Genomic DNA, 24,678 nt, shown 5'->3' on the forward strand with positions numbered 1-24,678 from the left:
TTGTTGAAAAAGATTGAATATTCGTATTATAACGAATATTATGTTGTTATCGGCAAAAAACGATAATTTGCAGACACTGGGGAGGAAATACATTGAAAAAGAAATTAAAACCATTAGCGGTATTAACAACAGCAGCAGTACTAAGTGGTACGTTTGCTTTTGGAAGTCATGCAGCGTATGCTGAGACACCAACATCATCTCTACCAATAGATGAGCACTTAATACCAGAGGAACGTTTGGCAGAAGCGCTGAAACAACGGGGAGTAATTGATCAATCTGCATCACAAGCCGAGACATCAAAGGCTGTCGAAAAATATGTTGAGAAAAAGAAAGGGGAAAACCCTGGAAAAGAAATCTTGACAGGAGATAACCTTACGCAAGAAGCTACAGATTTTATGAAAAAAGTAAAAGATGCAAAAATGAAGGAGAATGAACAGGCGCAGCAACCAGAAGTAGGACCAGTTGCTGGACAAGATGCAGGATTGAATTCTAGAAAATTAAATGGAAAAGTACCTACTACACCAGCGAAGCAAGCTGAGTACAATGGAGCTGTTCGAAAAGATAAAGTGCTTGTTTTACTCGTAGAATTTAGCGATTTTAAGCATAATAATATTGATCAAGAACCGGGTTATATGTATTCTAAGGACTTTAATCGTGAACATTATCAAAAAATGTTATTTGGTGATGAGCCATTTACGTTATTTGATGGATCGAAGATTAATACATTTAAACAATATTATGAAGAACAATCTGGCGGAAGCTACACAGTTGATGGAACTGTAACAGAATGGCTTACTGTTCCAGGAAAAGCGTCAGATTATGGTGCGGATGCGGGTACTGGTCATGATAACAAGGGGCCTTTAGGACCAAAAGATTTTGTGAAAGAAGCATTAAAAGCAGCGGTAGCAAAAGGCATTAATTTAGCTGATTATGATCAATTTGATCAATACGATCAAGATGGTGATGGAAATAAAAACGAGCCAGATGGAATTATTGATCATTTAATGGTTGTACATGCGGGCGTAGGTCAAGAAGCTGGCGGCGGTAAATTGAAAGATGATGCGATTTGGTCTCATCGTTCAAAACTAGGCTCAAAGCCATATGCAATTGATGGTACAAAATCTTCAGTTTCAAATTGGGGCGGAAAGATGGCTGCATATGATTATACAATTGAGCCTGAAGACGGAGCAGTTGGTGTGTTTGCACATGAGTACGGTCATGATTTAGGCTTACCAGATGAATATGATACAAAGTATTCAGGGCAAGGTGAACCTGTTGAATCATGGTCCCTTATGAGCGGCGGTAGCTGGGCTGGAAAAATTGCGGGAACAGAGCCAACAAGTTTCTCGCCACAAAATAAAGAGTTTTTCCAAAAGAATATGAAGGGTAACTGGGCGAATATCGTTGAGGTAGATTATGATAAACTGCGCACAGGAATCGGTACTGCAACATTTTTAGATCAAAGTGTTACAAAATCAAAACGACCAGGAATCGTTCGTGTTAACTTGCCAGACAAAGATATAAAAAATATCGAATCAGCATTTGGTAAGAAGTTTTATTACAGCACAAAAGGAAATGACATTCATACAACACTTGAGACACCAGTATTTGACTTAACGACTGCAACGGATGCTAAGTTTGATTATAAGGCATTTTATGAATTGGAAGCGAAGTATGATTTCCTTGACGTAAATGCGATTGCAGAAGATGGAACGAAGACACGTATTGATAGAATGGGCGAAAAAGATGTAAAAGGCGGCGTAGATACAACAGATGGTAAGTGGGTTGATAAATCATACGATTTAAGCCAATTTAAAGGAAAGAAAGTAAAACTGCAATTTGAGTATGTAACAGATATTGCAGTAGCTTATAAAGGATTTGCGTTAGACAATGCAGCATTAACTGTAGATGGAAAAGTTGTTTTCTCTGATGAGGCAGAAGGACAGCCAGCAATGACGCTAAAAGGATTTACTGTGTCTAACGGATTTGAACAGAAAAAACATAACTACTATATCGAGTGGCGAAATTACGCTGGGTCTGACACGGCGCTACAACATGCACGTGGTCCAGTATTTAATACAGGAATGATTGTATGGTATGCGGATCAAAGCTTTACAGATAACTGGGTAGGCGTTCATCCAGGCGAAGGATTCCTTGGGGTAGTAGATTCTCATCCAGAGGCAATCGTAGGAACATTAAATGGACAACCAACTGTGAAGAGCAGTACGCGTTATCAAATTGCCGATGCGGCATTCTCATTTGATCAAACGCCAGCATGGAAAGTAAATTCGCCAACCCGCGGTATCTTTGATTATAAAGGATTGCCAGGCGTTGCGAAATTTGATGATTCTAAGCAGTACATCAACAGTGTTATTCCAGATGCCGGACGTAAGTTGCCGAAACTTGGATTGAAGTTTGAAGTAGTAGGTCAAGCTGAAGACAAGTCTGCAGGTGCAGTTTGGATCCATCGCTAAAATAAAATGAAAAGGAGCTGCCATAAGTCGGTGAAACCTGACTTATGGCAGCTCTTTTCTTCTTGTGAGAAAAAACTGTTACATAAATACAAATCGAAAAAAATTACCATTTTAAAAAATGAAAAGATGTGCAGAAGTGAAAAAGTCCTCTGCTTTTATATATATTTATTGGAAAAAATAGATGTTTCTTTTATAATTGAAATGCTCCATCAGTCCGATTATATAAGGTTTTTTGACCGTAAGTAATTTGTAAGTAATGAGTAAGAAAAAAGAGATTTTTATATTATATAATATTTATTACAGCTACTTTTAACACCTGATACTAATAGTATGCTATAATGTGAATTAGCAACATAAAGGAAAGGAATTAGACCAATGACATTAGAAAATACTAAAAATTTAAAAAAACAAGTTGCTCCGTATGAAAAATCAACGATTAAAAAAAGTGTGTGGCAACTTATTAACACAATTGTGCCGTTCATTATTTTATGGTACCTTGCTTATAAAAGTTTGTCCGTTTCTTATTGGTTATCGTTAGTTCCATCTCTGTTAGCCGCTGGTTTTATGACACGGATTTTCATTATTTTTCATGATTGTACCCATTATTCATTCTTTAAAAGTCGACCTGCAAATAGAATCGTAGGGACATGTATGGGTGTGTTAACTTTATTCCCGTTTGATCAATGGGGACATGAGCATTCTATTCATCACGCTACAAGTGGTAATTTGGATAAGAGAGGTACAGGAGATATTTGGACGCTTACAGTGGATGAATATGTAGCTGCTCCATTTAGACTGCGTTTAGCATATCGCTTATATCGCAATCCATTCGTTATGTTTGGATTAGGTCCGATTTATGTTTTCTTACTTAAAAATAGATTTAACCGAAAAGGTGCTAGACAGAAAGAACGTATGAATACGTATTTGACGAATATTATAATCGTTGCTTTAATAGCTATACTTTGCTGGGCAATTGGGTGGCAATCGTTTCTGTTAGTGCATGGCACTATATTCTTAATAGCAGGTTCAGTAGGAATTTGGCTGTTTTACGTACAGCACACATTCGAAGATTCTTATTTTGAAGAGGATAAAGATTGGGAATATGTGAAAGCGGCAGTGGAAGGAAGTTCATTTTATAAACTTCCAAAAATCTTGCAATTTCTAACTGGTAATATTGGATTCCATCATGTTCACCATTTAAGTCCAAGAGTACCTAACTATAAACTAGAAGAGGCACACAATAATACGCTTCCGTTAAAAAATGTACCAACGATTACACTTGCTACAAGCTTACGATCACTCCGTTTTCGTCTTTGGGATGAGAAAAGTAACAATTTTGTTACCTTTAAAGAATTCAAAAAAATAATTAAAAACAATGTCTCTGTTCGAGTGAAATCTGAACTATAATTTCATCGTATATAAAAAACTCTCCTTAATCATTTTCGATTTAAGGGGAGTTTTTGTTTAATTATTATATGACCGATATTGAGGAGGGGGGAATGTTTATGTGTAGGTATAAATATAAAGAGACAGTAATTATGTTATGTAAACAAAATGCATCATTATAATTTTTTATTATAGTGAAGGATATAGTACATATATAATGGAAAGCAGGAGGTGGATGATAGTAATTATAAGAACACATACAACGTAATAAAATAATTCTTTCAAAAGGAAGGGGACATGAAAGATGTTGAAATTACAAGGGAAATACAATGAAGCAAAAGTATTTACGAATAACATTGATGAGACTGCAACTGGGCAGATTATTGATCTTTGTAACCAAGAATTCGTAAAGGATAGTCAAATTCGTATTATGCCAGATACACATGCAGGAGCAGGTTACACGATTGGGACAACGATGACAATACAAGATAAAATATTTGGTAAAGGTAATCCAGACTGGAACTTTTCTGGTCCGCACGGGGCAGGACGTATCATGAGTCGTAAGAAGGCTAAAGAATTATTGAGTCTAGAGGACTTCCAAAATACGATGAAAGAGGTTTGGACTACATCGGTAGTAGAGAGCACAATTGATGAGGCACCAATGGTATACAAGCCAATGGATGAAATTATAACAAATACAAAAGAAACGATAGATATAAAGCACATTATTAAGCCATTATATAATTTTAAAGCGAATTAGAAGGGATAAATAAGCAGCCAGAAAAAACTATTTTTCGTATTTTTTGTTTGGAAACAATCTAATCAAGGGAAGTAGTTTCATTTTATTGCGATGGGATAGAAAAAGTCGATTTCCTGTGGAGTTAAGAAATCGACTTTTTTATTTATTTTGTTGGATGAAAGCAACCGTTAGCTTAATAGCAACGGATTATAACCGTCTATTTCTCCCAAAGCTCAATTAGACGACCTTCAGGATCTTTAATCCAAATAAACTTTCCGAACTCACTAATTTCTTCTTTCTTTTCAAGAGGTACACCAATATGTTCAAGATGCTGAATAGTCTCATTTAAATTATGTACTTCAAAATTTAACATCACTTGCTGTTCTATTGGAAAATAATTATCATTTTCGGTAAAGAAAGAAAAAATAGTCTCATTTCCTAATTGGGGTTTAATCACAGTCCCATTCCAATCTTCGATTTCAATTTTCAACACTTCACTGTACCATTTTTTTATAACATCAAGATTGTTAGTTCTCCAAAATATTCCCCCGAACCCTTTTATCATTGTAGATAACTCCTGTCTTTTTTAAAATTTTTAAGCAATATATATTCAATATATCAAAACAGTAACAGTAAGGAAAATCAATAACGTATTAAAAGTGAAAAAATCCAATTACTAGTATTGTAGTATTTACCGCATTATGGAAATCGGTATCACTTTTCAAAGAACTTACAACCCAAGTAAAGGTATATAGTAATACTGACTCGTATGAGGTAATGAATGAAAAGGGAGTAGAACAAATGCCAATGATAAAAGACCGCATATGAAATGAAAGCCATGTGCGGTCTTTTATATATAAGTATAGTATTACATAGTCTCGCTAATTTCACTTTCACTATGAGTGTTAGTAGAAATTCTTTTCTTAACTTTAAAGTGATAGTAAGTATAACAAAAAATGATAAACGGTACAGTGCAATAGATTCCTAGTCGTTGTTCTGGGATAAAAATAAGACTGATTAATATAATGCCATACAATCCAAAACCAAGAATTGGTACAAGTGGATAAAGTGGAGTTTTAAATTTTAAGTCTTCTAATTTTCCACCTTCTGCTAAATAATGTTTACGGAAAAAGAATTGAGAGACACAAATTGACATCCAAACAATGATTGTAATGACGCCAGAAATGGAAATTAACCATAAGTAAACTGTTTCAGCAGCTACGACGCTTGTTAAAAGAGAAAAAGCAGAAATAGAAATTGTCAAAATTAAAGCGTTTAAAGGTATTCCTCGTGAAGATAATTTTTTTAAAAAAGCCGGAGCCATTTCATTTTTTGATAATGACCAAAGCATGCGAGTTGCAGCGTACAGTCCAGAGTTTGCGACAGAAAGAACAGCAGTAAGAATAACAAAATTCATAATATCAGCTGCATATGGAATACCAATATTATCAAATACAGCAACAAATGGGCTCTTTGTTAATCCTGCTTCTTTCCAAGGAATTAAAGCAACAAGAACAAAGATTGCTAAGACGAAGAAAAACATCGTGCGCCATATAATATTTCTAATAGAACGAGGTAAAGTTTTTGCTGGATCTTCACTTTCACCTGCTGCGATTCCGACAAGTTCTGTACCTTGGAAGGAATAATTGACTGTAACCATTGTTAATAGAATAGCTGCAAGTCCATTTGGGAATAAACCGCCATGATTTACGAAATTTGATAATAACGGGGCTGGTTCGTCGCCTTTTAAGTCAATAAAACCGAACATAGCGGCACCGCCAAGGATAATAAAAGCTATAATGGCAGATACTTTTATACTTGAAAACCAAAATTCTGTTTCTGCATAACTACGAGCAGATAATGCGTTAATCGTGAAGATTGTAACGCCAAATATTAAACACCAAACCCAAACAGGAATATCAGGAAACCAGCGCTGCATTGTAATGCCGGCAGTTGTAAATTCAAGACCGGTCGTATTCGCCCAGCTTAGCCAATACAACCATCCGATTGTAAATCCAGTTGCAGGATTGATGAACTTAGTTGCATATTCCTGAAAAGAGCCTGAAACAGGCATAGCTACAGCGAGCTCACCAAGACATAGCATAACAAAATACATTAATAATCCACCGGCCATAAAGGCAAGTACGGATCCACCAGGTCCAGCTTGACTTATAATAAAACCAGATCCGTTAAATAACCCCGTTCCAATCACACCACCGAGTGCAATCATGAATAAGTGTCTACTTTTCATCGTACGTTTTAATTCATTGTTTGTATTACTTACTTGCGTCATTGTTTTCCTCACTTTCATAGTTGATAGAATGAAGTTTGATGTTTTTCCGTATTGTGGAATGTATTCCGTGATGTGAAATCTTGTTATAATTTTCAGATAATTAAAAAGAAAAGTCAATATTTTTTTGTTCGCGCTTTCAAATTATAGTTCGCAGCATATTTTATTTTTAGAAAATTGAATAAATGGATTGATTTCATTTCGAATTTTTGTTAAATTGATAGGTAATTGAGCGTACTAACATATTACAAGTGAAGTAGAGGTGAGTTATGGTACAGTCCATTGATCGAGCGATAAGTATTATAAAGTTATTAAATTCTACTAATGAAAAAGAGTATTGGGCCATTTCTGATATAGCGGACAGAACACATCTCCCAGTTAGTACAGTACATAGATTACTTAACTCTCTAATCGAGCATGGGCTAGTTACGCAAATTTCAGAGACGAAACAGTACAAAATTGGACCAATGTGGATGGAAATAGGATTACGACAATTGGAGAAGGTAGACTACAGATCAGTCGCAAGAGAAGTAATGAAGCGTTTGGCTTCTGAAGTGGAAGAAAGTGTTTATTTGAACATTCCAAATGGAACACATTCTATTATCATTGAAAGAATGGATAGCCCTTTAAAAATTCGAGTTATTGATAACTTAGGGGAACAAATTCCACTTTCAATTGGTGCCGCAAATAAAACGATGCTTGCCAATATGAAAACGAATGAAATGGAACATATTGTAGAACATTTACTTTCTTCATTACCAGAACAAAAGCACATTCTTTTAGATCAAATAAAGCAAATAAAAACTGAAGGATATGCGGTAAGTTATGGTGAAAAAACAGAAGGGACAGCTTCAGTAGCTGCACCTATTATCGGATTTAATCATAAAGTAGTAGGAGCATTAAGTGTTGGGTTAATTAGTCATCGCATAAATGATGATCGACTATCTTTTCTTATTAGTAAGGTAAAACAAGCAGCTCATGAAATATCAATAAAAATCGGCAGTACATCAGAACTATAATTTTGATAACTGTCGTCATTTTTTATTCATATAATGGAATTCATTTTCATAATGCGGAAAAATAGGGGGATTTATATGTCAAAGTGGCAATCAAAAGAACAATTGATTCAATTATTAAGCAGTCTTGTTGAAATTCCTAGTATTACAGGTACAGAAGCTGAAGTGATATTGCCAGACTTTGTTGTGGAACAATTATCTGATTTACAGTACTTCAAAGAAAACCCGCATCATTTGCAAAAAAATCCGACGGGGGACGGACGATATTTTGTTACAGCCCTAGTGAAGAAAAGCGATAGTACAAAAAATACCGTAATTCTAGTTAGTCACTTTGATGTTGTAGATGTGCAAGATTACGGAGTTTGGAAAGAAGATGCATTTAGTCCTAAAAAGTTAACATCTATGTTTTATTCTCATAAAGATGAATTACCAGACCATGTACGTGAAGATATAGAACAAGGAGATTGGCTGTTTGGCAGAGGAACAATGGATATGAAATGCGGCCTCACATTACAAATGGCAATGATTGAGCAAGCCTGTGAAGGAAGATTTGACGGGAATGTTCTTTTATTAGCTGTTCCAGATGAAGAAGTAAACTCTGTAGGGATGAGGGCTGCTGTTCCAAGACTACTAGAGTTAGCAAGAGAACATAACTTGGATTATAAAACGGTATTAAATTCAGAGCCTATGTTTTCACGACATCCTGGTGACCAAAATAAGTATATTTACACTGGTTCTATTGGTAAAGTGTTACCTGGATTCCTTTGCTACGGAAAAGAGACACATGTAGGTGAGCCATTTGCAGGTTTAAATGGGAGTTATATGGCTGCTTTATTAACGGCTGAATTAGAATTGAATACGGACCTTTGTGATGTTGTAGAAGGAGAAGCGAGTCCTCCCCCAACTAACTTACTTCAACGTGATTTAAAGGAGGATTATTCTGTACAAATTCCGCATCGTGCAGTCACATTATTCAATTTGTTTTTACTGGAAAAAACGATGACAGATGTCGTTTCAATGTTACGTCAAAAAGTAACGAAAGTAGCAGAGAAAATAGAAGAATCATACGAGAAGCAAGCATATCGTTTTTCTAAATATAATCCGTTTATACCGCCTAATATGAAAGTAAATGTATTAACGTATGAAGAGCTTATCGCTTATGCAATTGAACAACATGGGCAAGAGAAAATAGATGATATTCAATCTAGTATAATAAAAAATAGAGAAGATAAAGATGATCGTGCGGTAACAATTGATTTAGTAGATAAACTATCTATTTTATGTAAAGAAAAGGCGCCGATGATTGTACTTTTCTTTGCTCCACCATATTATCCAGCTGTAAGTTCACGCAACAATCCGTTAATTAAAGATGTAGTTGCAGAAATGGAAAAGTATGCTCACTACAATCATAACATTACATTTGAAAAACAAAACTATTTTGGGGGAATTTCAGATTTGAGCTATGTGGGCTTACAGAATCCACTAGATTCAATGAGTTCACTTGTAGACAATATGCCATTATGGGATAAAGGTTATTCGATTCCACTTCAGGATCTAGAAGAGTTTGACGTTCCGGTATTAAATATGGGGCCGGTAGGAAAAGATGCACATCAATGGACAGAACGTTTAGATGTAAATTACGCATTTGAAACGCTATTAGATATGTTACCGAAATGCATTGAAAAATTATTAGTTTCTAATAAAATTACACAATCATAGTAGGGAATAAGGAAGGGATAAAACTAAAATTTCAAAAGAAGATACAAATGAAATTATTGTAGTATAATCAAAAGAACGGACAAACTCAAGTATCTATGAGTTTGTCCGTTTATCATTTAGTGCAAGCGAGAGAGTATGTAATCCACCGTTTTCTAACTAAATTCAAAGCTAACGTGATCTCTTTTATAGTTTTACTTTTTCGTTTGCCCAGATAGTTCAACAGACTTTTGTGTACAGCGCTGCATTGCTGAAATAATTGCAGTTCGTAATCCTTTTTCCTCTAATGTTGCTACAGCTTCTATCGTTGTTCCGCCAGGAGAACAAACCATATCTTTCAATTCACCTGGATGTATGCCTGTTTCTAGTACCATTTTTGCAGAGCCTAACACAGCTTGAGCAGCGAATTTATATGCTTGATTGCGTGGCATACCATCAAGTACAGCGGCGTCTGCCATCGCTTCTATAATCATATATACGTATGCTGGTGAAGAACCGCTTACAGATGTTACAACGTTCATTAATTTTTCGCTTACGATCTCTGTTTGACCAAAGCTATTGAAAATGTTTAGCACATCTTCTAAATCTTTTTCTGTCACCATTTCATTAGGGCATAATGCAGACATTCCTTCTCCAACAAGAGCAGGGGTGTTAGGCATTACTCTTATAACCTTTAATTTTTTAGCAAAAGCTTCTTCAGTACTTTTAATGCTTTTCCCGGCAGCGATCGTTACGATGATAACATCGTTTTTGATTACTTCTTTTATTTCGTTAATGATTGATGTGTATAGGTCTGGTTTAATTGATAAAATTAAAATATCAGCATTTTTAGCTACTTCATTGTTGTCAGTAGTTGTAGTTAGCCCATATTTTTCACTAGCATTTTTTAAATTCGTAGTGTTTAAATCCGAACAAATAATATTATTTGCAGACACTATCTTTTTGTGTAGCATCCCACCAATCATAGCCATTCCCATATTTCCGCAACCGATAAATCCAATTTGTTTATCCATAATAACTCAATCTTGCTCCTTTTATAATAAATTATATCATTTTGAAATTGCTATCTTAAAATAACAATGACATCTTTATGTAATATAAAGAAATATTCTAAGAGAATATATTCCTTTTTGCAACACCAAAAGATAAAAATCAATTATATTCGACATTATGTAAATATATGCACTTTAATTTTAGGTTTTATGTTGATGAATATGAGTTAAACTTATATCGATTTGTATTTTCATTCAGTACGGTAATAATTTCATACAAGTAACTTACCGCTCTATTTATTTTTAAAAATACTTCTTGACACCAAATCAAATTATATCGCATAATATAAAAAATTAAACCGAAAATCGTTGAAGGGAAATAGTACATATGTCTTCTTGCGAAAGAGAGTGGAATTCACCGGCTGAAAGATTCCTCGTATAGAATATATCGAACCTATCCCTGAGTCTTAAATGAAAGTTTAGGCGTTCGCCTGCGTTATAGGCGCCAAGTGGATATCTATGTATATCAATTAAGGTGGTACCGCGGAACAATGACCGTTTCGTCCTTTTTATTTTATTAAGGGCGAAGCGGTCATTTTTATTTTGCTCTTAAATAGGCTAGGCGCAGCATTGAAAAGAATAGAATCGCTGCAAGCTATATGAATAGAAGTGTAATTTATAAAAAACTTTGATTTTAGACTTGGGGGATAAAAAAGTGAAAAAACAACGAATTGTTGTAAAGATTGGGAGCAGTTCTCTAGCAGATAGTCACGGAGGCATTTCTAAAGAACAACTTTCAGATCATGTTGCCGCATTGGCTCGATTGAAAGAGGAAGGGCATGAAGTTTTGTTAATTACATCTGGGGCTGTCGCTGCAGGTTTTTCTGCTCTAGGATATCCTAGCAGACCTGTGACAATTAAAGGAAAACAGGCTGCTGCGGCTGTCGGACAAAGTTTGTTAATGCAGGCGTATACGGAGGAATTTCGTAAATATGGCATCGTTACTGCGCAACTATTACTGACGAGAAGTGATTTTTCTAGAAAAGAACAATATAGTAACGCTTACGCTACTTTAGGAGAGTTACTAAACCGTTCTGCTCTTCCAATCATTAATGAAAATGATTCCATCTCTTTAGAGGAGCTAACGTTCGGTGATAACGATATGCTGTCAGCTTTAGTAAGCGGACTTGTTTCGGCAGATATGCTTATGATTTTTACGGATGTGAATGGTTTATATGACAAAAATCCACAGAAAAATGCGGATGCGAAAAAATATTATTTCCTTCCTGAAGTTACGGAAGAGATTGCTTCTCTTGCAGGAGATGCTGGGTCCAAACTTGGGACTGGCGGTATGAAATCAAAAATTGATGCTGCGAAGACAGCACTTTCTCTTGGCGTGAGTGTATTTATCGGAACAGGACGTGGACAAGAGAAATTTGTAGATGTTTTGAAGGGCAAAGGTGATGGTACGTATGTCGGAAATGCCCCTCAAAAAGAGATGAAGATGAACAAGCAATGGATCGCGTTGCATTCGCTTGTTAGCGGACAAATTGAAGTAGACGCTGGAGCAGCTACTGCTATCATTCAGCATGGTAAGAGTCTTCTTCCTGCTGGTGTTACGAATGTATCAGGATTTTTCAAAGTGGGCGAAGTCGTAGAAGTGATCACGCAACAAGGGCGCATAATTGGAAAAGGACAATGCACATATAGCGCAGAGGAACTAAGAGATGTCAAAGGTATGCAAAGCCAACATATTCAAGCAAGAGGCGACAGGCATAATTATGAAGTCATCCATAGAGATCATTGGGTTTCATTTTAAGAATAGAGATCACTTTAACATTAAGAAGGAGGAAACAAAAATGAATGAAGTGTTGGCAAAGGGAAAAAAAGCGAAAGAAATTGCTAGAGAACTTGTACTAAAATCTACAAGTCAAAAAAACGAAGCACTTGCTGCTATTGCTGAAAGGCTAATAGTAGAAACAGCTTATATTGTAGAGGAAAACAAACGTGATATCGAAGAAGGTAAGGCAAAAGGATTTTCTGATTCACTCCTTGATCGACTTATGCTAACTGAACAACGAATTGTTGATATGGCAGAGGGAATTAAGCAGTTAATCGAATTACGTGATCCAGTTGGAGAACGTGTAAGCGAATGGGAGCGACCAAATGGACTATCTATTCAGGAGATGCGTGTACCACTTGGTGTTGTTGGGATGATTTATGAGGCAAGGCCAAATGTAACAGTAGATGCTGCTACAATTTGCTTGAAAACAGGAAACGCAGTTATATTACGTGGTAGTTCTTCTGCTATCAATTCTAACAAAGCCATCGTTTCCGTTATTCACCGAGCGCTTAAACAAACAAGCTTGCCAGAAGAAAGTGTACAGCTTATAGAAGATACGTCGCGAGATAGCGCAAAGCAGTTGTTTACAATGAATGATTACTTAGACGTTCTTATTCCAAGAGGTGGCAAACAATTAATTGATACGGTAGTGAGAGAAGCGTCTGTTCCAGTACTTGAAACAGGTGCGGGAAATTGTCATATTTTCATTGATGAAACAGCGGATAAGCGAATGACAATTGATATTATTATAAATGCAAAAACGCAGCGTCCATCTGTATGTAATGCAATTGAAACGATTGTACTTCATGAGAAGTGGGCGCAGCAATTTGGTAGCGAGCTGTTTTCAACTTTGAAGGAAAAAGGCGTGGAGCTACGTGGTGATCAGAAGGCATTGGCAATCGATTCGTCAATTGTACTTGCTTCAGAAGAAGATTGGGAAACAGAATTTTTATCACTCACGTTGGCAGTGAAAGTAGTTTCTTCTATAGAAGAAGCGATTCATCACATAAATACGTATGGTTCTATGCATTCCGAAGCGATTATTTCAGAAAACGAGGAAAACGTCAGCAAATTCTTCACAGCTGTAGATGCGGCTGCACTGTATCATAATGCATCCACTCGTTTTACTGATGGATCTGAATTCGGATTCGGCGCTGAAATTGGCATCAGTACACAAAAGTTACACGTAAGGGGACCAATGGGACTACCTGCATTAACTTCTACTAAATACGTGATTCGTGGAAATGGACAAATTCGAAAATAATAATAAAAGACACTCAATTTGCTTGGGTGTCTTTTTATTTATTTACCATACAAATAGCCCAACAAGCATAGCGCTTAATAAGGAAACTGCCATTCCGCTAACGAGAAGCTTCCACACATTTTTACCGATTATGGCTGATTTTTCTCCGCCAAATAATGAATTGTAAGTTCCGTAAATCATACCTACTGTACTAAAGTTAGCAAAAGAAGCTAGAAATGTTGTTGCAACCGCAATCGTATGTGGTTGTAAAGACTTTAGGTTCGATTTTAAATCCATCATGGCAACAAATTCATTCGTTGTTATTTTAATCCCCATTAATTCAGCTACATACATCGCATCACTGCCCGATAAACCGAGTAAAAAAGCAAAGGGGCTAAAGATAATGGAGAAGATTTTTTGAATTGTTAAACCTGTGACGAAAAAGCCTAAAATTCCATTTAAACATGCAGTTAATGCCACATAACCAATTACCATAGCTAAAATAACGATAACCATATTCATCCCGACTAACATACTGTTTGAAATAGTAGAAAAGAAATCCTTTTTTTCATCTTTTGAAGGTGTATATACGACATCTTCTTCTTTCGTAACTTCTACAGGATTTAATACATTGGCTAAAATTAATGCGTTAATACAGTTTAAAGGGATAGCGCTGAAAATATATGTTGCTGGAACCATTGATAAATAGGCGCCAAGAATGGATCCGCTAACGCTACTCATACTCATAATTCCAAAAGTCAGCAAACGATTTTCTTTTAAAACGGATAACTGATCACGAACAACCGCAAGTGCTTCGGTGTTTCCTAAAAACATCATTTGAATCGAAAAGAAACTTTCTAACTTTGGTAAACGAGAAATCTTTGAAATAACTGCACCTACTTTATCAATAATCCAAGTTAAGATCCCAAAGTACGAAAGAATATCGAAAAAAGTGATAACGAAAATGATAGGAAGTAATGCACTAAAGAAGAAATCAATGTGTGGACTGTCCATAGCGGAAGGAAAGGCAAACCGAATACCTTCATTCGCACACGATAGTAGCCAACTGAAAAATGACGCGATTTTATTAATGATAATACTGCCGAGCTTCGTGCCTAACATAAACCATGTAATAAAGAGCTCCAATATGATTAGAATAACGATTGGTCTCCATTTTATTTGTTTTTTATTAGGCGAACATAGGAAAACGATTAATATTACAACGAAAATTCCTAACATATTTAATATAAAATGCATATCAACAACTCCTTGAGGCTTATTATTTGTATATAAAAAAGCTCCTATTCTTCTTAATTTAGAATGAATGTGTTTCAACTAAAATTTTATTAATTCTAAAAACATAGAAGGTAAAATTCGATAAAAATAGAATTTAATATATAGTAAACAAGGAGGGGATAAAATGGAGGTCTATCACATAACGAGTAGAAAGAGGGAAACTTACCATGTTCAAGTCAAGTATTCGATACTTTTCGAATGTGCACTTGGCATTGCGGCAATTACTCATAAAAGGTTAATCGATACCCTTGAAAAGAGTCAAAATGAATGGGAAGAAATTAAGGAATCATTAACAGAAGAAATGAGAGAGCACTTACAATTTGTCAAAGAAAATAATACGTGGAAAGCATTGCTTCAGTTGTTGTATGAAGAAGACATGCAGGATGTATCGCAGTTTCATGCTAAAATCGATTCACTTTCAGAAGAAGATTTGAAGTATATATGTTTACCGTTTTTAGGGGAGAAATATGAGAAAAAAAGACGTTTAGCCGCAAGTAGAGATGTAACTGCAATACATGAACTAAAGGAATTAACACATGATCATCAGTTTTTCTCTACGTATATTCGTTTTATATGTGATGTTGATGTACAAGTGCTGAAATCCCATTTAATTGCTGTTATGACAGGATGGTACGACAGTGTTATTAAAAGAGAGGAAGAACAAATTCTTTCTATATTAAAACGAGATTATGAAGCGAAAACTGAAATGAATAGAAAGATGAAACCAGAAGAGTTTGTCGAGTGGGCGACTGGCGGCGTGAACTATATACCAGAACCAAGTGTTCACAACGTACTTCTTATCCCGCAAATGACATACAGACCGTGGAATGTTGAGGCAGATATTGAAGATACGAAAGTATTTCATTACCCAGTTGCAAACGAAAGCATCCATCCTGAAGATCTATATGAACCGAATTATTTTTTAGTTCAAAAACATAAGGCACTTGGGGATGAAGCGAGGCTACGCATTGTAAAAATGTTGTTCGAACAAGAACGGACTTTGCAGGAAATTACAGAAAGACTGCAACTCGGTAAATCGACAGTACATCACCATTTGAAATTGTTACGTGCGGCGAAGTTAGTTGATATACATGAGGGGAAATATGTATTGAGAAAGAAAGCAGTACAGTCTTTAGCGAAAGAATTAGATATGTTTTTGAATAGATAATTAACAACGAGAATGTACATAAAGGGAGGAATATAAAAGAAAAGTTGGTGTGTGAAATTGAAAAATATATTGAAAAATCGTTCGTTCTTTTTTATGTGGATTGGTAGTGCAATCTCTGAATTAGGAGGGGCTTTCGGAACGTTGTGTAATTCAATTCTAGTATATGAGTTAACAGGATCGGAAATGGCTTTAAGTAGTATGTGGTTATTATATTTCATCCCATCACTCATATTGCAATTAATAAGTGGCCCATTTATTGATAAATGGAGCCGGAAGTGGATTATGATATTTTCACAATGGATACGAGCGTCTGTATTTTTATTACCTTTAGTGATGCTAGTTTTAGGTAGTATAGAAGTTTGGCACATTTATGTTGTTCAAATTGTAGTGGGGCTTATTACACCACTTTATACACCTGCAAGTCAAGCAATTACACCGAGCATTGTAAGGAAAGAACAACTTCAAGATGCAAATGCGTACATTGATGGAATGACTCGCCTTATGATGTTTCTTGCGCCAGTATTAGGTGGAGTAGTCATTCATTTGATTGGAACAAAACTTGCATTATTCTTCGTATGCATTTGTTTATTTGTTAGTGGTACTGTCTTACTTTATATAAAAGAAAATAGAACGTCACAATCCATTCGGAAAACGTGGCTAGAACAATTTCTTCACGGTTTTACATATTTTTTCACAAAACCAATCATCGTTTGGCTCGGTATATTTCTAACTTTTGTTCAATTTGGAGTAGGAGTAACAATGGTCACAAATCTACCTTATATAAAAGATGAGCTTTCAGCGGGGTATGCGGAGTTTGGTTATTTTATGGCTGGTTTCCCGTTTGGCTACGTAGTTGGATCTATACTAGTCGGAAAAGTAACATATAAAAGCCGGCGTATACTTATGCTTGGTGGATTGTTTATAGGAGGACTAACATACATTTCTTTAGGGTTCAATCATAGTATAGTAATTGCGGTGTTCATTGAAGTAGTTGCAGGCATTTGTATTGCATTTTTCAATGTTCATAACACGACAATATGCCAACAAACAGTACCGAACAATATGATAGGACAAGTATTTTCGGTGCGATTATTTTTCATACGATCCGCTATGCCATTAGGTGTGTTAGTAGGGGGAATATTGAGTGAAATGTGGGGAGTAAGAGCACTATACTTTATTATCGGTTCAATTATATGTGTCACTTCTTTAATCGGAATCTTACTCCCATATTTCAAATTTTTAGATGGGGCAGTTGAAGAGAAAACAGCGTAATTCGAAAAATTCAAACTTTATAATTGAAAATAATTATCATAATCAACTATAATAGAAGTATAGTAGTATTCGTATTACAATGAAGGAGTGGGATATATGTTTATCGAAACGAAAACATTTACAGTAAAAGAAGGTACATCAAATATAGTTGTAGAACGTTTTACTGGAGAAGGTATTATTGAAAAGTTTGAAGGTTTTATTGATTTAAGTGTTCTTGTGAAAAAAGTAAGACGCGGCGACGAAGAAGTAGTCGTTATGATTCGCTGGGAATCTGAAGAAGCATGGAAAAACTGGGAAACAAGTGAAGAGCATTTAGCAGGTCATAGAGCGAGCCGTGGTAAACCAAAACCAGATCATATTATTAATGTGGATCATGCGGTTTATTATGTGAAATCATCAAAAGCGGCTTATCAGCAGTTGTAATATATATGTAAAGGTAGAGGGTATTTGTTTATTAATAAACAAATATCCTCTTTTTTGATTTATAGTAAAATATGGATGTGATATATGTTTATTTGTTTAATTGTAAATGGAGGTAAATGAAGTGAAAAGAATATTACTAATGACATCTTTAGCAACGACATTATTATCAGCGTGTAGTAATAGTAATGTGAAAGAAGAAGTATTTAAGAATGAGGAAGAAAAACGTGAAAGCAGTGCAAAAATAGTAGAGCAGAAGGAGTATATCATTATTGATAAGAAACATAATGATATATTTCTAAAAGATGCTAGTTCAAATAAAGAAGATAGTGTGAAAGTAAGTTTAAATGATTTAAACTCAACAAAATGGAAGGCACCTGTAAGAAACGGTATCCCAGATATAGGTGATCATATCTCTTTGGAAAAAGAAGGGGGCAAATACACACCTACATTAGTAAAAGATCTTGTTGGTGAAATAAAGTATGATGGTACAATTAAATATAAAATTTTAGAAGCAACTAGTAAATCAGTTAAGTGGTTACCACTAAATAAAGAGAACGATGGAGGGGTTGTTCCACCAGAGATGGTAAAAGTAGTGAACGCTTCGAAAATAAAGGCTGGAGACATTGTAACGATTCAAGATAAAACAAAAAGCAGTGAAGATGTAATTGTATATGAACTGACAATTGTTGAATAAGTATGTAGAAGATGAAAGATATAAGAGAAGTAAAAAATATATAGGTAACGAATAACTCCTTAATAATGTGTGTGGAGGTTACAAATGTTAGAAGCACAAATATTTATTAAACATGAACAACATAAAAAATTAGTGCAAACCATAGTAGCTGAAATCTTATCTATAAATAAGATAACTGGATGTATGCTTATCGGATCTGTCGCAAGAGGTGATGCATATCCTGATTCGGATTTAGACTTCTATGTTCTTTTAGAAGACGGACAAAATAAGAAATTTCATTCTGAAACGAGAGAAGAAATTTTAGTTGAATATAAGTATGCAGACGTTAATCAAATACTAGAAAACTTCAAAAACAATCCGATGGAATTATACTCATTTTTAGAAGGGGAAATTTTATTTGATAAAAGCGGCGAGTTGAAAAAGTTAAAGGAAATAGCTACATATGAATTTGAAAACTATCGTGTTTCTAGCGACAAAGTGAAAGGTATTTCTCATTGGTTGCGTAGTTCGCTCATTAAAATTCAGTCTGCTTTGAAAGCACATGATGAGTTAAAAGCTTCATACATTGTTCATACGTCAACTTGGACATTGTTAGAAGGGATATGGGCTATTAATAACAAGCCTACACCGCCAGCGGGATCTGTTTTAAGGTATATACAAGTGTTGCCTAATAAACCAATTCATTTGGAGGCATTACTTCATAAACTATTTTTAGGGGATACGAAAGAACGTATTGAATCGGCAATCATGTTAATGGAGTGGGTGTTATATAAATGATTTTGTCTAATTCTGTTAATATATCGATATCTTCTGTCGGGTTATCGGTATATCGAAAAGCATTGATGTAAATTTTATACATCGTATAAGTACAAAATAAAAGAGCGTAATCTAGTCTGATTTTCAACTAGATTACGCTCTCTTTAATCCAAGCGAATTTCAAATTCAAGCACAGCTTGATCTTTCCTAAACGGCATATTGAGTTCTTTGAATCGTAAGCTTATTCCAGACAAATTATCAGGAAGAGCAGGAGATACAACGAAATGATGACTCAAATGTCCATCAGTGCCGCCGCCACCTTCTGGCCAGCAGTCATATGTATCATCTATTGATAATTGGAAGAAACTATGAGGCTTAACTTCATTAAAAGCTTCATTCGTGGAATCCCAATCGCTATATAAATAAACTACACTAGCATTTGCGTATTGCCGAATAAAAGTTACGGTATACATAATACCTTTATGTTCATACGTTTTAAAAACAGGTATATGTTTTTTGAATGTAGTTGGTTCTACGCGAGGTTTAAATTCACCTTCGTCCATCATAGAAGAGAACAGTGAATTTAGATAGTCTGGATAAAATCCGTATTGCTTTGCCCATTTATAAATGGCTTCATCATGTGGAAAACCTGGATCACCACCTGAAAGTTCTTTTCGTTCTTTTAATAGGGCACAAATTTTTTCATCGATAGTATATAACCTGTCATCGTAATAATCACTAGGCCGTTCAAAACCCATTCGTTTCATAATCATTCCTCCTTTTCTTTATTTTAACAAAAAAGAAAGTGCGATACATTTTTAAATGTAAATTTAAACTCATTCATAAATCAAATATTGTAGACTTAAAATGAAGTTTGATAACAAGGTCTATTTAGCAGAGGAATTGCTTATGCATAAAATAATACTAATGTATGAATCAAGCAGGTTTCCCATATGATAAAGTACGAAACTATTATAAGTAGTACAGTGAAATCAATAGGAGGTTACCGGTATGACAGCTGTTTTTAAAGATATGGCGTTTCAGTTAAAAACGGAACGACTCGATCTGAATATGTGGGAGGAATCTGATGCAGTCTGGCTGAGACAATTAATTGGTGAACGTGGTGTGGACATGCCTACCATTGAATCTGTTCATAGCTCTCTTATCGAAATGCGCAAGAAAGCAACTGAAAATGGTATTTCTCTTCTTACTATACGTAGGCGAGAAGAAGGGGATTTCATCGGATACTGTGGCTTAATTATTGGTCGTGCCACGCTTGAAGAGCCGGAGATTGCATATGAGTTGTTCCAAAGAGTTCATCGTAATGGTTATGCGACAGAGGCAGCATCAGCAGTGCTTGAGGCCGCGATCGCTACGGGGCGCCAAAGACTTTGGTCAACTGTAGGCGCTTGGAATACAGCGTCTTTCCGGGTATTAGAAAAGATAGGGTTTCATCGGCATCACAGTACATGGGGGGAGCGCGGTGAGATTGTTTGGAACGTACGCGATCTGTAGAAATCTGACTAAATCCGGAACAAAAAAATGTAAAAGAAAACCTCTATGTTAGGTTACTTAGTAATCTAACATAGAGGTTTTTCTTTATTGTAAATATTAATTTTGTATATATTTAAGAGTAATAGTCTGTCGTTTATTTTAATTTTTTACATCGTCGAATAATTGGAGTGCCTCTTTCACATTCAATCCATTCTTCACAATGCCATGAATCGCTTGAATCATCGCAGCAGGATGTTCAGATTGCCATATGTTTCGGCCCATATCTACGCCGATTGCGCCTTCTTGCAGTGCATTGTACGTAATGTTTAATGCGTCTTCAATTGAATCCAGTTTTGGTCCACCAGCAATTACGACTGGGGCAGGGCATGTGCTTGTAATTTTTTCGAACCCTTCGCAGTAATACGTTTTAATAATGTCAGCACCCATTTCAACGCATACGCGGGAAGCAAGTGCTAGAAAGCGAGCTTCACGTTTTTGTAGTTCTTTGGCAACTGCGGTAATGCCGAGTACTGGCAGGCCATAATCGTGAGCTTCTGAAACTACATTTGCGAGATTCGAAACTGTTTGTGTTTCATAGTCTGATCCGACGAAAACAGACACACCTACGCCAATTGCGTTTTGTTTTACTGCTTCTTTTACAGGCGTAACAATTGTCTCATTCGCTAAGTCTTTACCGACGACAGTAGCCCCGCCAGATACACGCATAACCATCGGTGTGCTGCAGTTTTCAGGAATGCAGGAGCTAAGTACACCACGCGTTAAAAAGAGCGAATCCGTATAAGGAAGTAAGTTTTTAACTGTTTCAAGTGGCTGTTCAAGCCCATGAATTGGTCCTAAAAAGTAGCCGTGATCTATCGCTAACATAACCGCTCTGCCATCAGGTAAAATTGTATTTAATCGATTTTTAAATCCCCAAGTCATTCGAAATCACTCCTTCGTTAATGTTGGATTTTCCGTTTGTACCGTATCTTTACTTGGTAAATGTGGTGACTTAATAAAAACTGCTTTAAAAGGTTTGTCAGAATGGTTAATAAGATAGTGAGATTCATGAGGACGAACTTGCAGGACATCACCTTGTTTAATTGGAACTCTTTCGTTATTCACATAGAAATCTATTTCACCTTCTAATGCATAAAAGACCTCTTCGCACGTCGTATGATAATGGTTTTGAAACTCCTGCCCAGGCTGAATGACAACAAGGCCAAGATCAATATTTGGACCTTGTATTAAATATTTGGGCCCGTTATCACCGAATCGATAGGAGAAGTCATTTTCATTCGCTTTTAACATACAGTTCACTCCTTTATGTAATGTGTTACAGTGCACCAGGCGCAATCCACATATGTGAGGTGAGCCCTTTATCAGCTAAAGCGAGCTGACTGTCATATACAGTTTTCCATGTTTCATAGAACTCTTTATATAGTTCGTGATTTTCAGTAACTGGTTCGAATGTTTGCTCCCACTGTACAAACTCTTCGGCAGTTTCTTCCATAGATGAATATATGCCAGCGCCAAATCCAGCAGCAATCGCAGTTCCTAAAGCAGCTGCTTCTTTCACAACAGGTACTTTTACAGGAATACCAAGGACGTCCGATAAAATTTGTGGCCATAGTTTTCCTTTAGCAGCACCGCCAGCAAAAATGACTTCAGAAGGGAATGTCCCTGTGAGATTTTCTATTAATTTTAAGTTGCCAAGTGTAACAAAGGCAGCATTTTCTTCAATAGCACGGAACAGTTCTTTTTTTCCGCATTTGTCAGCATCTAAACTTAAATTTAAAAAAGAAGGTGCGGCATGACGCCAAGAAATGTAGTTCATAACATTTGAAAAGGTAGGGATAATGCCATGTGAACCAACAGGTACGTCTTTCGCTTGTTCTTCTAATAATGCATAAGCATCTACACCGAGTTTGTCAGCAAGTTTCTTTTCCTCATGGCAAAAAGCGTCTCGAAACCAGCGCATAACAAGGCCTGGGAAAAAGGCAATCGTTTCATATTGCCAAAGGTTAGGTACGACGTGACAATTTACCCGAATGGAAGCATGTGGATCTGTTTTTGGTTCTGTAACATTGACTTCTTGTTGCCAAAAACTACCTCCGCATATTAACGTTTGATTAGGTTTCACGACTCCTGTTCCAAGTGAGGCCATTTGTGCATCTCCGCCCCCGGCGACGACAGGAATTCCTTCACATAATCCAGTTAATGTTGCACACTCTTTTGTGACGTTGCCAATTACTGTACCAGCTTCATTTACTGTTGGTGAAAATGGCAAAGTTAGACCGCACTCGATAGCGACATCGTTATCCCATACTCTATTTTGTAGGTCAAAAATACCGGATGTACATCCGTTTGAAGGGTCGATTTGTAGTACGCCGCTTAGTTTATATAATATCCAATCGTTTAACATCGTAAAAGAATGAATATTACTATAGACGTCTGGTTCATGTTTTTTAATCCAAAGTAGTCGAGGTAAAGCACCTAATGAAAAAGTTTGACCAGATCTAGTATATAAACCTTCTTCAAGATGTGACCGTATTTCTTTTAGCTCACTAACTTCAGCGGATGCACGTCCATCAACATTTGCGCAAGCCCATATTTCTTGCCCACCTTTATCATATAAAACAAAACCTTCTCGCATACTAGTAGCGCTAATAGCTAGAATAGAAGAGGGCGTGACATTACTTCTTTGTAAAACTTCTTTCGTGCACTGTTGTACTAGCTTCCAGTTTTCTATTACATCAAAATTCATAGAACCCGGGTAACGAGGATCCGTATTATGAACCCATTCTTTTTGACTGACCGCAATTTGATTACCTAATAAATCAAAAAGAACAGCTCGAATGCTTCCTGTACCAGCATCAAAAGCTAATAAATGAGACATTAACAATCACCATCCTTTCGTAATAAGGAGAGGGCCGTTTCCTCATCGGTAATTAATGTATGAATGAACTTTCCTTTTAAGGCACCATAAATTGCATCTATCTTTTCTATACCTCCAGCAACACCAACGACATGTTTCATTTTGCGCAGAATCGAGAGCGGCGTACCAATTAGTCGATTATGATGTGGGAGCTTTAATAAATCACCATCCGTATTATAAAACTGCCCTAAAATATCGCCCGCACCGTTTTGACTACGAATATACGTCATCTCACGTAGCGTTAATTTCTCTTCTTTTACAATCGTAGCGTCTTGAGATAATCCGCCAATACCGACAACAGCCGTATGAGCAAGTGAAGCGACATGAAGCATATCTTTTACACTCGGTTCGGATAAAATACTTTGTGCCATTTCGGTTGTAGATGCTAGAAACGGCGTAGGGATAATGTGAAAATCGCCTTGCATGTAGTGAAAATAGTTTTGTTTTCTCGGGAGATAGTGATTTACTCCGCCTGTTAGCGTTACAATTGAAAGATTAATAGAAGTTTCAAAATGAATGTTTTCTAGCATTTTGCTAATCGTTTCACCCCAGCCAATGCCGAGTAAATCGCCTTGCTGGAGCTGAGTTTCTAAATATTGTGCAGCAGCTTTTCCGAGAGAAGCGTGATAATTGTTTACTGGGGTAGGGATAATAAAAGCATCTTTTAAATGGAATTTTTTCATTAGGTCACGCTCAATACTTAAACAGTGCAAACCAGTCCCTTTTACGTGAAATGTAACGATACCTTCACTCCGCGCCTTATCTAATAATCGGACAACTTTATTTCTTGAAATGTGAAGAAGTGAAGCAATTTCCTGTTGTGTTAATTGGTCTTTATAATAATACCAAGCTACTTTCGTTAATAAATTCTCTTCAAAGTTCAGCTGTGTCATACGCGTCATCCCTTTCAACAATTGACCACTGCTTAAACATATGTG

Annotated in this window: 22 protein-coding genes and 1 other annotated feature; of the genes, 13 read left to right on the plus strand and 9 right to left on the minus strand. The window is 36.1% G+C overall.

What is annotated here, in order from left to right; all coding sequences use genetic code 11:
• The first annotated feature begins 92 nt into the window (after positions 1-92).
• From JDS82_RS06520 to JDS82_RS06530, 3 genes are all read left to right on the plus strand, one after another.
• On the plus strand, positions 93-2,474 hold the full coding sequence (locus JDS82_RS06520) for an immune inhibitor A domain-containing protein (RefSeq protein ID WP_199712886.1): 2,382 nt from the start codon (positions 93-95) through the stop codon (positions 2,472-2,474).
• Positions 2,475-2,849: 375 nt separating this feature from the next.
• Positions 2,850-3,881: a Delta(5) desaturase DesA gene (gene desA / locus JDS82_RS06525; protein ID WP_000171508.1), complete on the plus strand. Its 1,032-nt coding sequence runs from the start codon at positions 2,850-2,852 to the stop codon at positions 3,879-3,881.
• A gap of 283 nt (positions 3,882-4,164) precedes the next feature.
• Entirely contained in the window at positions 4,165-4,620 is a 456-nt protein-coding gene (locus tag JDS82_RS06530; RefSeq protein ID WP_199712887.1) for an RtcB family protein, read from the plus strand.
• Positions 4,621-4,816: 196 nt separating this feature from the next.
• Here the strand turns inward: JDS82_RS06530 and JDS82_RS06535 are convergent, their stop codons facing one another.
• Both JDS82_RS06535 and JDS82_RS06540 read right to left on the minus strand, forming a co-directional pair.
• Positions 4,817-5,164, minus strand: coding sequence for a VOC family protein (locus JDS82_RS06535; protein WP_000589594.1), 348 nt, complete (start codon positions 5,162-5,164; stop codon positions 4,817-4,819).
• Positions 5,165-5,467: 303 nt separating this feature from the next.
• Positions 5,468-6,892, minus strand: a complete 1,425-nt coding sequence (locus JDS82_RS06540) for an amino acid permease (protein ID WP_000195554.1) — start codon at positions 6,890-6,892, stop codon at positions 5,468-5,470.
• 266 nt (positions 6,893-7,158) lie between these two features.
• Here JDS82_RS06540 and JDS82_RS06545 point away from each other — a divergent pair, with 266 nt between their 5' ends.
• Together JDS82_RS06545 and JDS82_RS06550 are read left to right on the plus strand one after the other, a co-directional pair.
• Positions 7,159-7,908, plus strand: a complete 750-nt coding sequence (locus JDS82_RS06545; RefSeq protein ID WP_000250770.1) for an IclR family transcriptional regulator — start codon at positions 7,159-7,161, stop codon at positions 7,906-7,908.
• Positions 7,909-7,983: 75 nt separating this feature from the next.
• Positions 7,984-9,624, plus strand: a complete 1,641-nt coding sequence (locus JDS82_RS06550; protein WP_199712888.1) for a M20/M25/M40 family metallo-hydrolase — start codon at positions 7,984-7,986, stop codon at positions 9,622-9,624.
• A 191-nt stretch (positions 9,625-9,815) separates the two neighbouring features.
• Here the strand turns inward: JDS82_RS06550 and proC are convergent, their stop codons facing one another.
• Complete coding sequence (gene proC, locus JDS82_RS06555; protein WP_061673313.1) at positions 9,816-10,634, minus strand: pyrroline-5-carboxylate reductase; 819 nt, start codon at positions 10,632-10,634, stop codon at positions 9,816-9,818.
• 339 nt (positions 10,635-10,973) lie between these two features.
• Positions 10,974-11,184 (plus strand) — a binding site (T-box leader).
• A gap of 144 nt (positions 11,185-11,328) precedes the next feature.
• Here proC and proB point away from each other — a divergent pair.
• Positions 11,329-12,432: a glutamate 5-kinase gene (gene proB / locus JDS82_RS06560; RefSeq protein ID WP_199712889.1), complete on the plus strand. Its 1,104-nt coding sequence runs from the start codon at positions 11,329-11,331 to the stop codon at positions 12,430-12,432.
• A 40-nt stretch (positions 12,433-12,472) separates the two neighbouring features.
• Positions 12,473-13,720, plus strand: a complete 1,248-nt coding sequence (locus JDS82_RS06565) for a glutamate-5-semialdehyde dehydrogenase (RefSeq protein ID WP_064449476.1) — start codon at positions 12,473-12,475, stop codon at positions 13,718-13,720.
• Positions 13,721-13,762: 42 nt separating this feature from the next.
• Here JDS82_RS06565 and JDS82_RS06570 read toward each other — a convergent pair whose 3' ends face one another.
• Positions 13,763-14,956 carry a NupC/NupG family nucleoside CNT transporter gene (locus tag JDS82_RS06570; protein ID WP_000545486.1) on the minus strand — a complete coding sequence of 398 codons (1,194 nt, stop codon included), beginning with the start codon at positions 14,954-14,956 and terminating at the stop codon, positions 13,763-13,765.
• 163 nt (positions 14,957-15,119) lie between these two features.
• Between JDS82_RS06570 and JDS82_RS06575 the strand changes: the two genes are divergently transcribed.
• The 5 genes from JDS82_RS06575 to JDS82_RS06595 all read left to right on the plus strand — a co-directional run bounded on the left by JDS82_RS06575 (position 15,120) and on the right by JDS82_RS06595 (position 19,329).
• Positions 15,120-16,163: an ArsR/SmtB family transcription factor gene (locus JDS82_RS06575; protein ID WP_199712890.1), complete on the plus strand. Its 1,044-nt coding sequence runs from the start codon at positions 15,120-15,122 to the stop codon at positions 16,161-16,163.
• Between the two features lie 51 nt (positions 16,164-16,214).
• Positions 16,215-17,435, plus strand: coding sequence for an MFS transporter (locus tag JDS82_RS06580; RefSeq protein WP_199712891.1), 1,221 nt, complete (start codon positions 16,215-16,217; stop codon positions 17,433-17,435).
• Between the two features lie 96 nt (positions 17,436-17,531).
• On the plus strand, positions 17,532-17,858 hold the full coding sequence (gene hmoA / locus JDS82_RS06585; protein WP_061673316.1) for a heme-degrading monooxygenase HmoA: 327 nt from the start codon (positions 17,532-17,534) through the stop codon (positions 17,856-17,858).
• Positions 17,859-17,964: 106 nt separating this feature from the next.
• On the plus strand, positions 17,965-18,552 hold the full coding sequence (locus JDS82_RS06590) for a hypothetical protein (protein ID WP_199712892.1): 588 nt from the start codon (positions 17,965-17,967) through the stop codon (positions 18,550-18,552).
• An 84-nt stretch (positions 18,553-18,636) separates the two neighbouring features.
• Positions 18,637-19,329, plus strand: coding sequence for a nucleotidyltransferase domain-containing protein (locus tag JDS82_RS06595; RefSeq protein WP_199712893.1), 693 nt, complete (start codon positions 18,637-18,639; stop codon positions 19,327-19,329).
• 143 nt (positions 19,330-19,472) lie between these two features.
• On the opposite strand, the gene JDS82_RS06600 is transcribed toward JDS82_RS06595, so the two are convergent.
• A complete protein-coding gene (locus JDS82_RS06600) occupies positions 19,473-20,081 on the minus strand; it encodes a hypothetical protein (protein ID WP_081113682.1) in 609 nt (202 codons plus the stop codon).
• A 238-nt stretch (positions 20,082-20,319) separates the two neighbouring features.
• On the opposite strand from JDS82_RS06600, the gene JDS82_RS06605 reads away from it, so the two are divergent.
• Positions 20,320-20,823: a GNAT family N-acetyltransferase gene (locus JDS82_RS06605; RefSeq protein ID WP_199712894.1), complete on the plus strand. Its 504-nt coding sequence runs from the start codon at positions 20,320-20,322 to the stop codon at positions 20,821-20,823.
• Positions 20,824-20,961: 138 nt separating this feature from the next.
• On the opposite strand, the gene lsrF is transcribed toward JDS82_RS06605, so the two are convergent.
• The 4 genes from lsrF to JDS82_RS06625 are packed head-to-tail and all read right to left on the minus strand — an operon-like array spanning position 20,962 to position 24,633.
• A complete protein-coding gene (gene lsrF / locus JDS82_RS06610) occupies positions 20,962-21,744 on the minus strand; it encodes a 3-hydroxy-5-phosphonooxypentane-2,4-dione thiolase (protein ID WP_000219775.1) in 783 nt (260 codons plus the stop codon).
• A 6-nt stretch (positions 21,745-21,750) separates the two neighbouring features.
• Positions 21,751-22,113, minus strand: coding sequence for a cupin domain-containing protein (locus JDS82_RS06615; RefSeq protein ID WP_000909987.1), 363 nt, complete (start codon positions 22,111-22,113; stop codon positions 21,751-21,753).
• 25 nt (positions 22,114-22,138) lie between these two features.
• Complete coding sequence (gene lsrK, locus JDS82_RS06620) at positions 22,139-23,701, minus strand: autoinducer-2 kinase (RefSeq protein WP_048566165.1); 1,563 nt, start codon at positions 23,699-23,701, stop codon at positions 22,139-22,141.
• The gene (locus JDS82_RS06625) at positions 23,701-24,633 is read right to left on the minus strand and encodes a sugar-binding transcriptional regulator (protein ID WP_199712895.1); all 933 of its coding nucleotides are present in this window, start codon (positions 24,631-24,633) and stop codon (positions 23,701-23,703) included. Before JDS82_RS06625 ends, lsrK begins: the two co-directional genes overlap by 1 nt.
• Between the last annotated feature and the right edge of the window lie 45 nt (positions 24,634-24,678).

This window comes from Bacillus cereus group sp. N14, from assembly GCF_016483555.1.
GTDB lineage: Bacteria > Bacillota > Bacilli > Bacillales > Bacillaceae_G > Bacillus_A > Bacillus_A wiedmannii.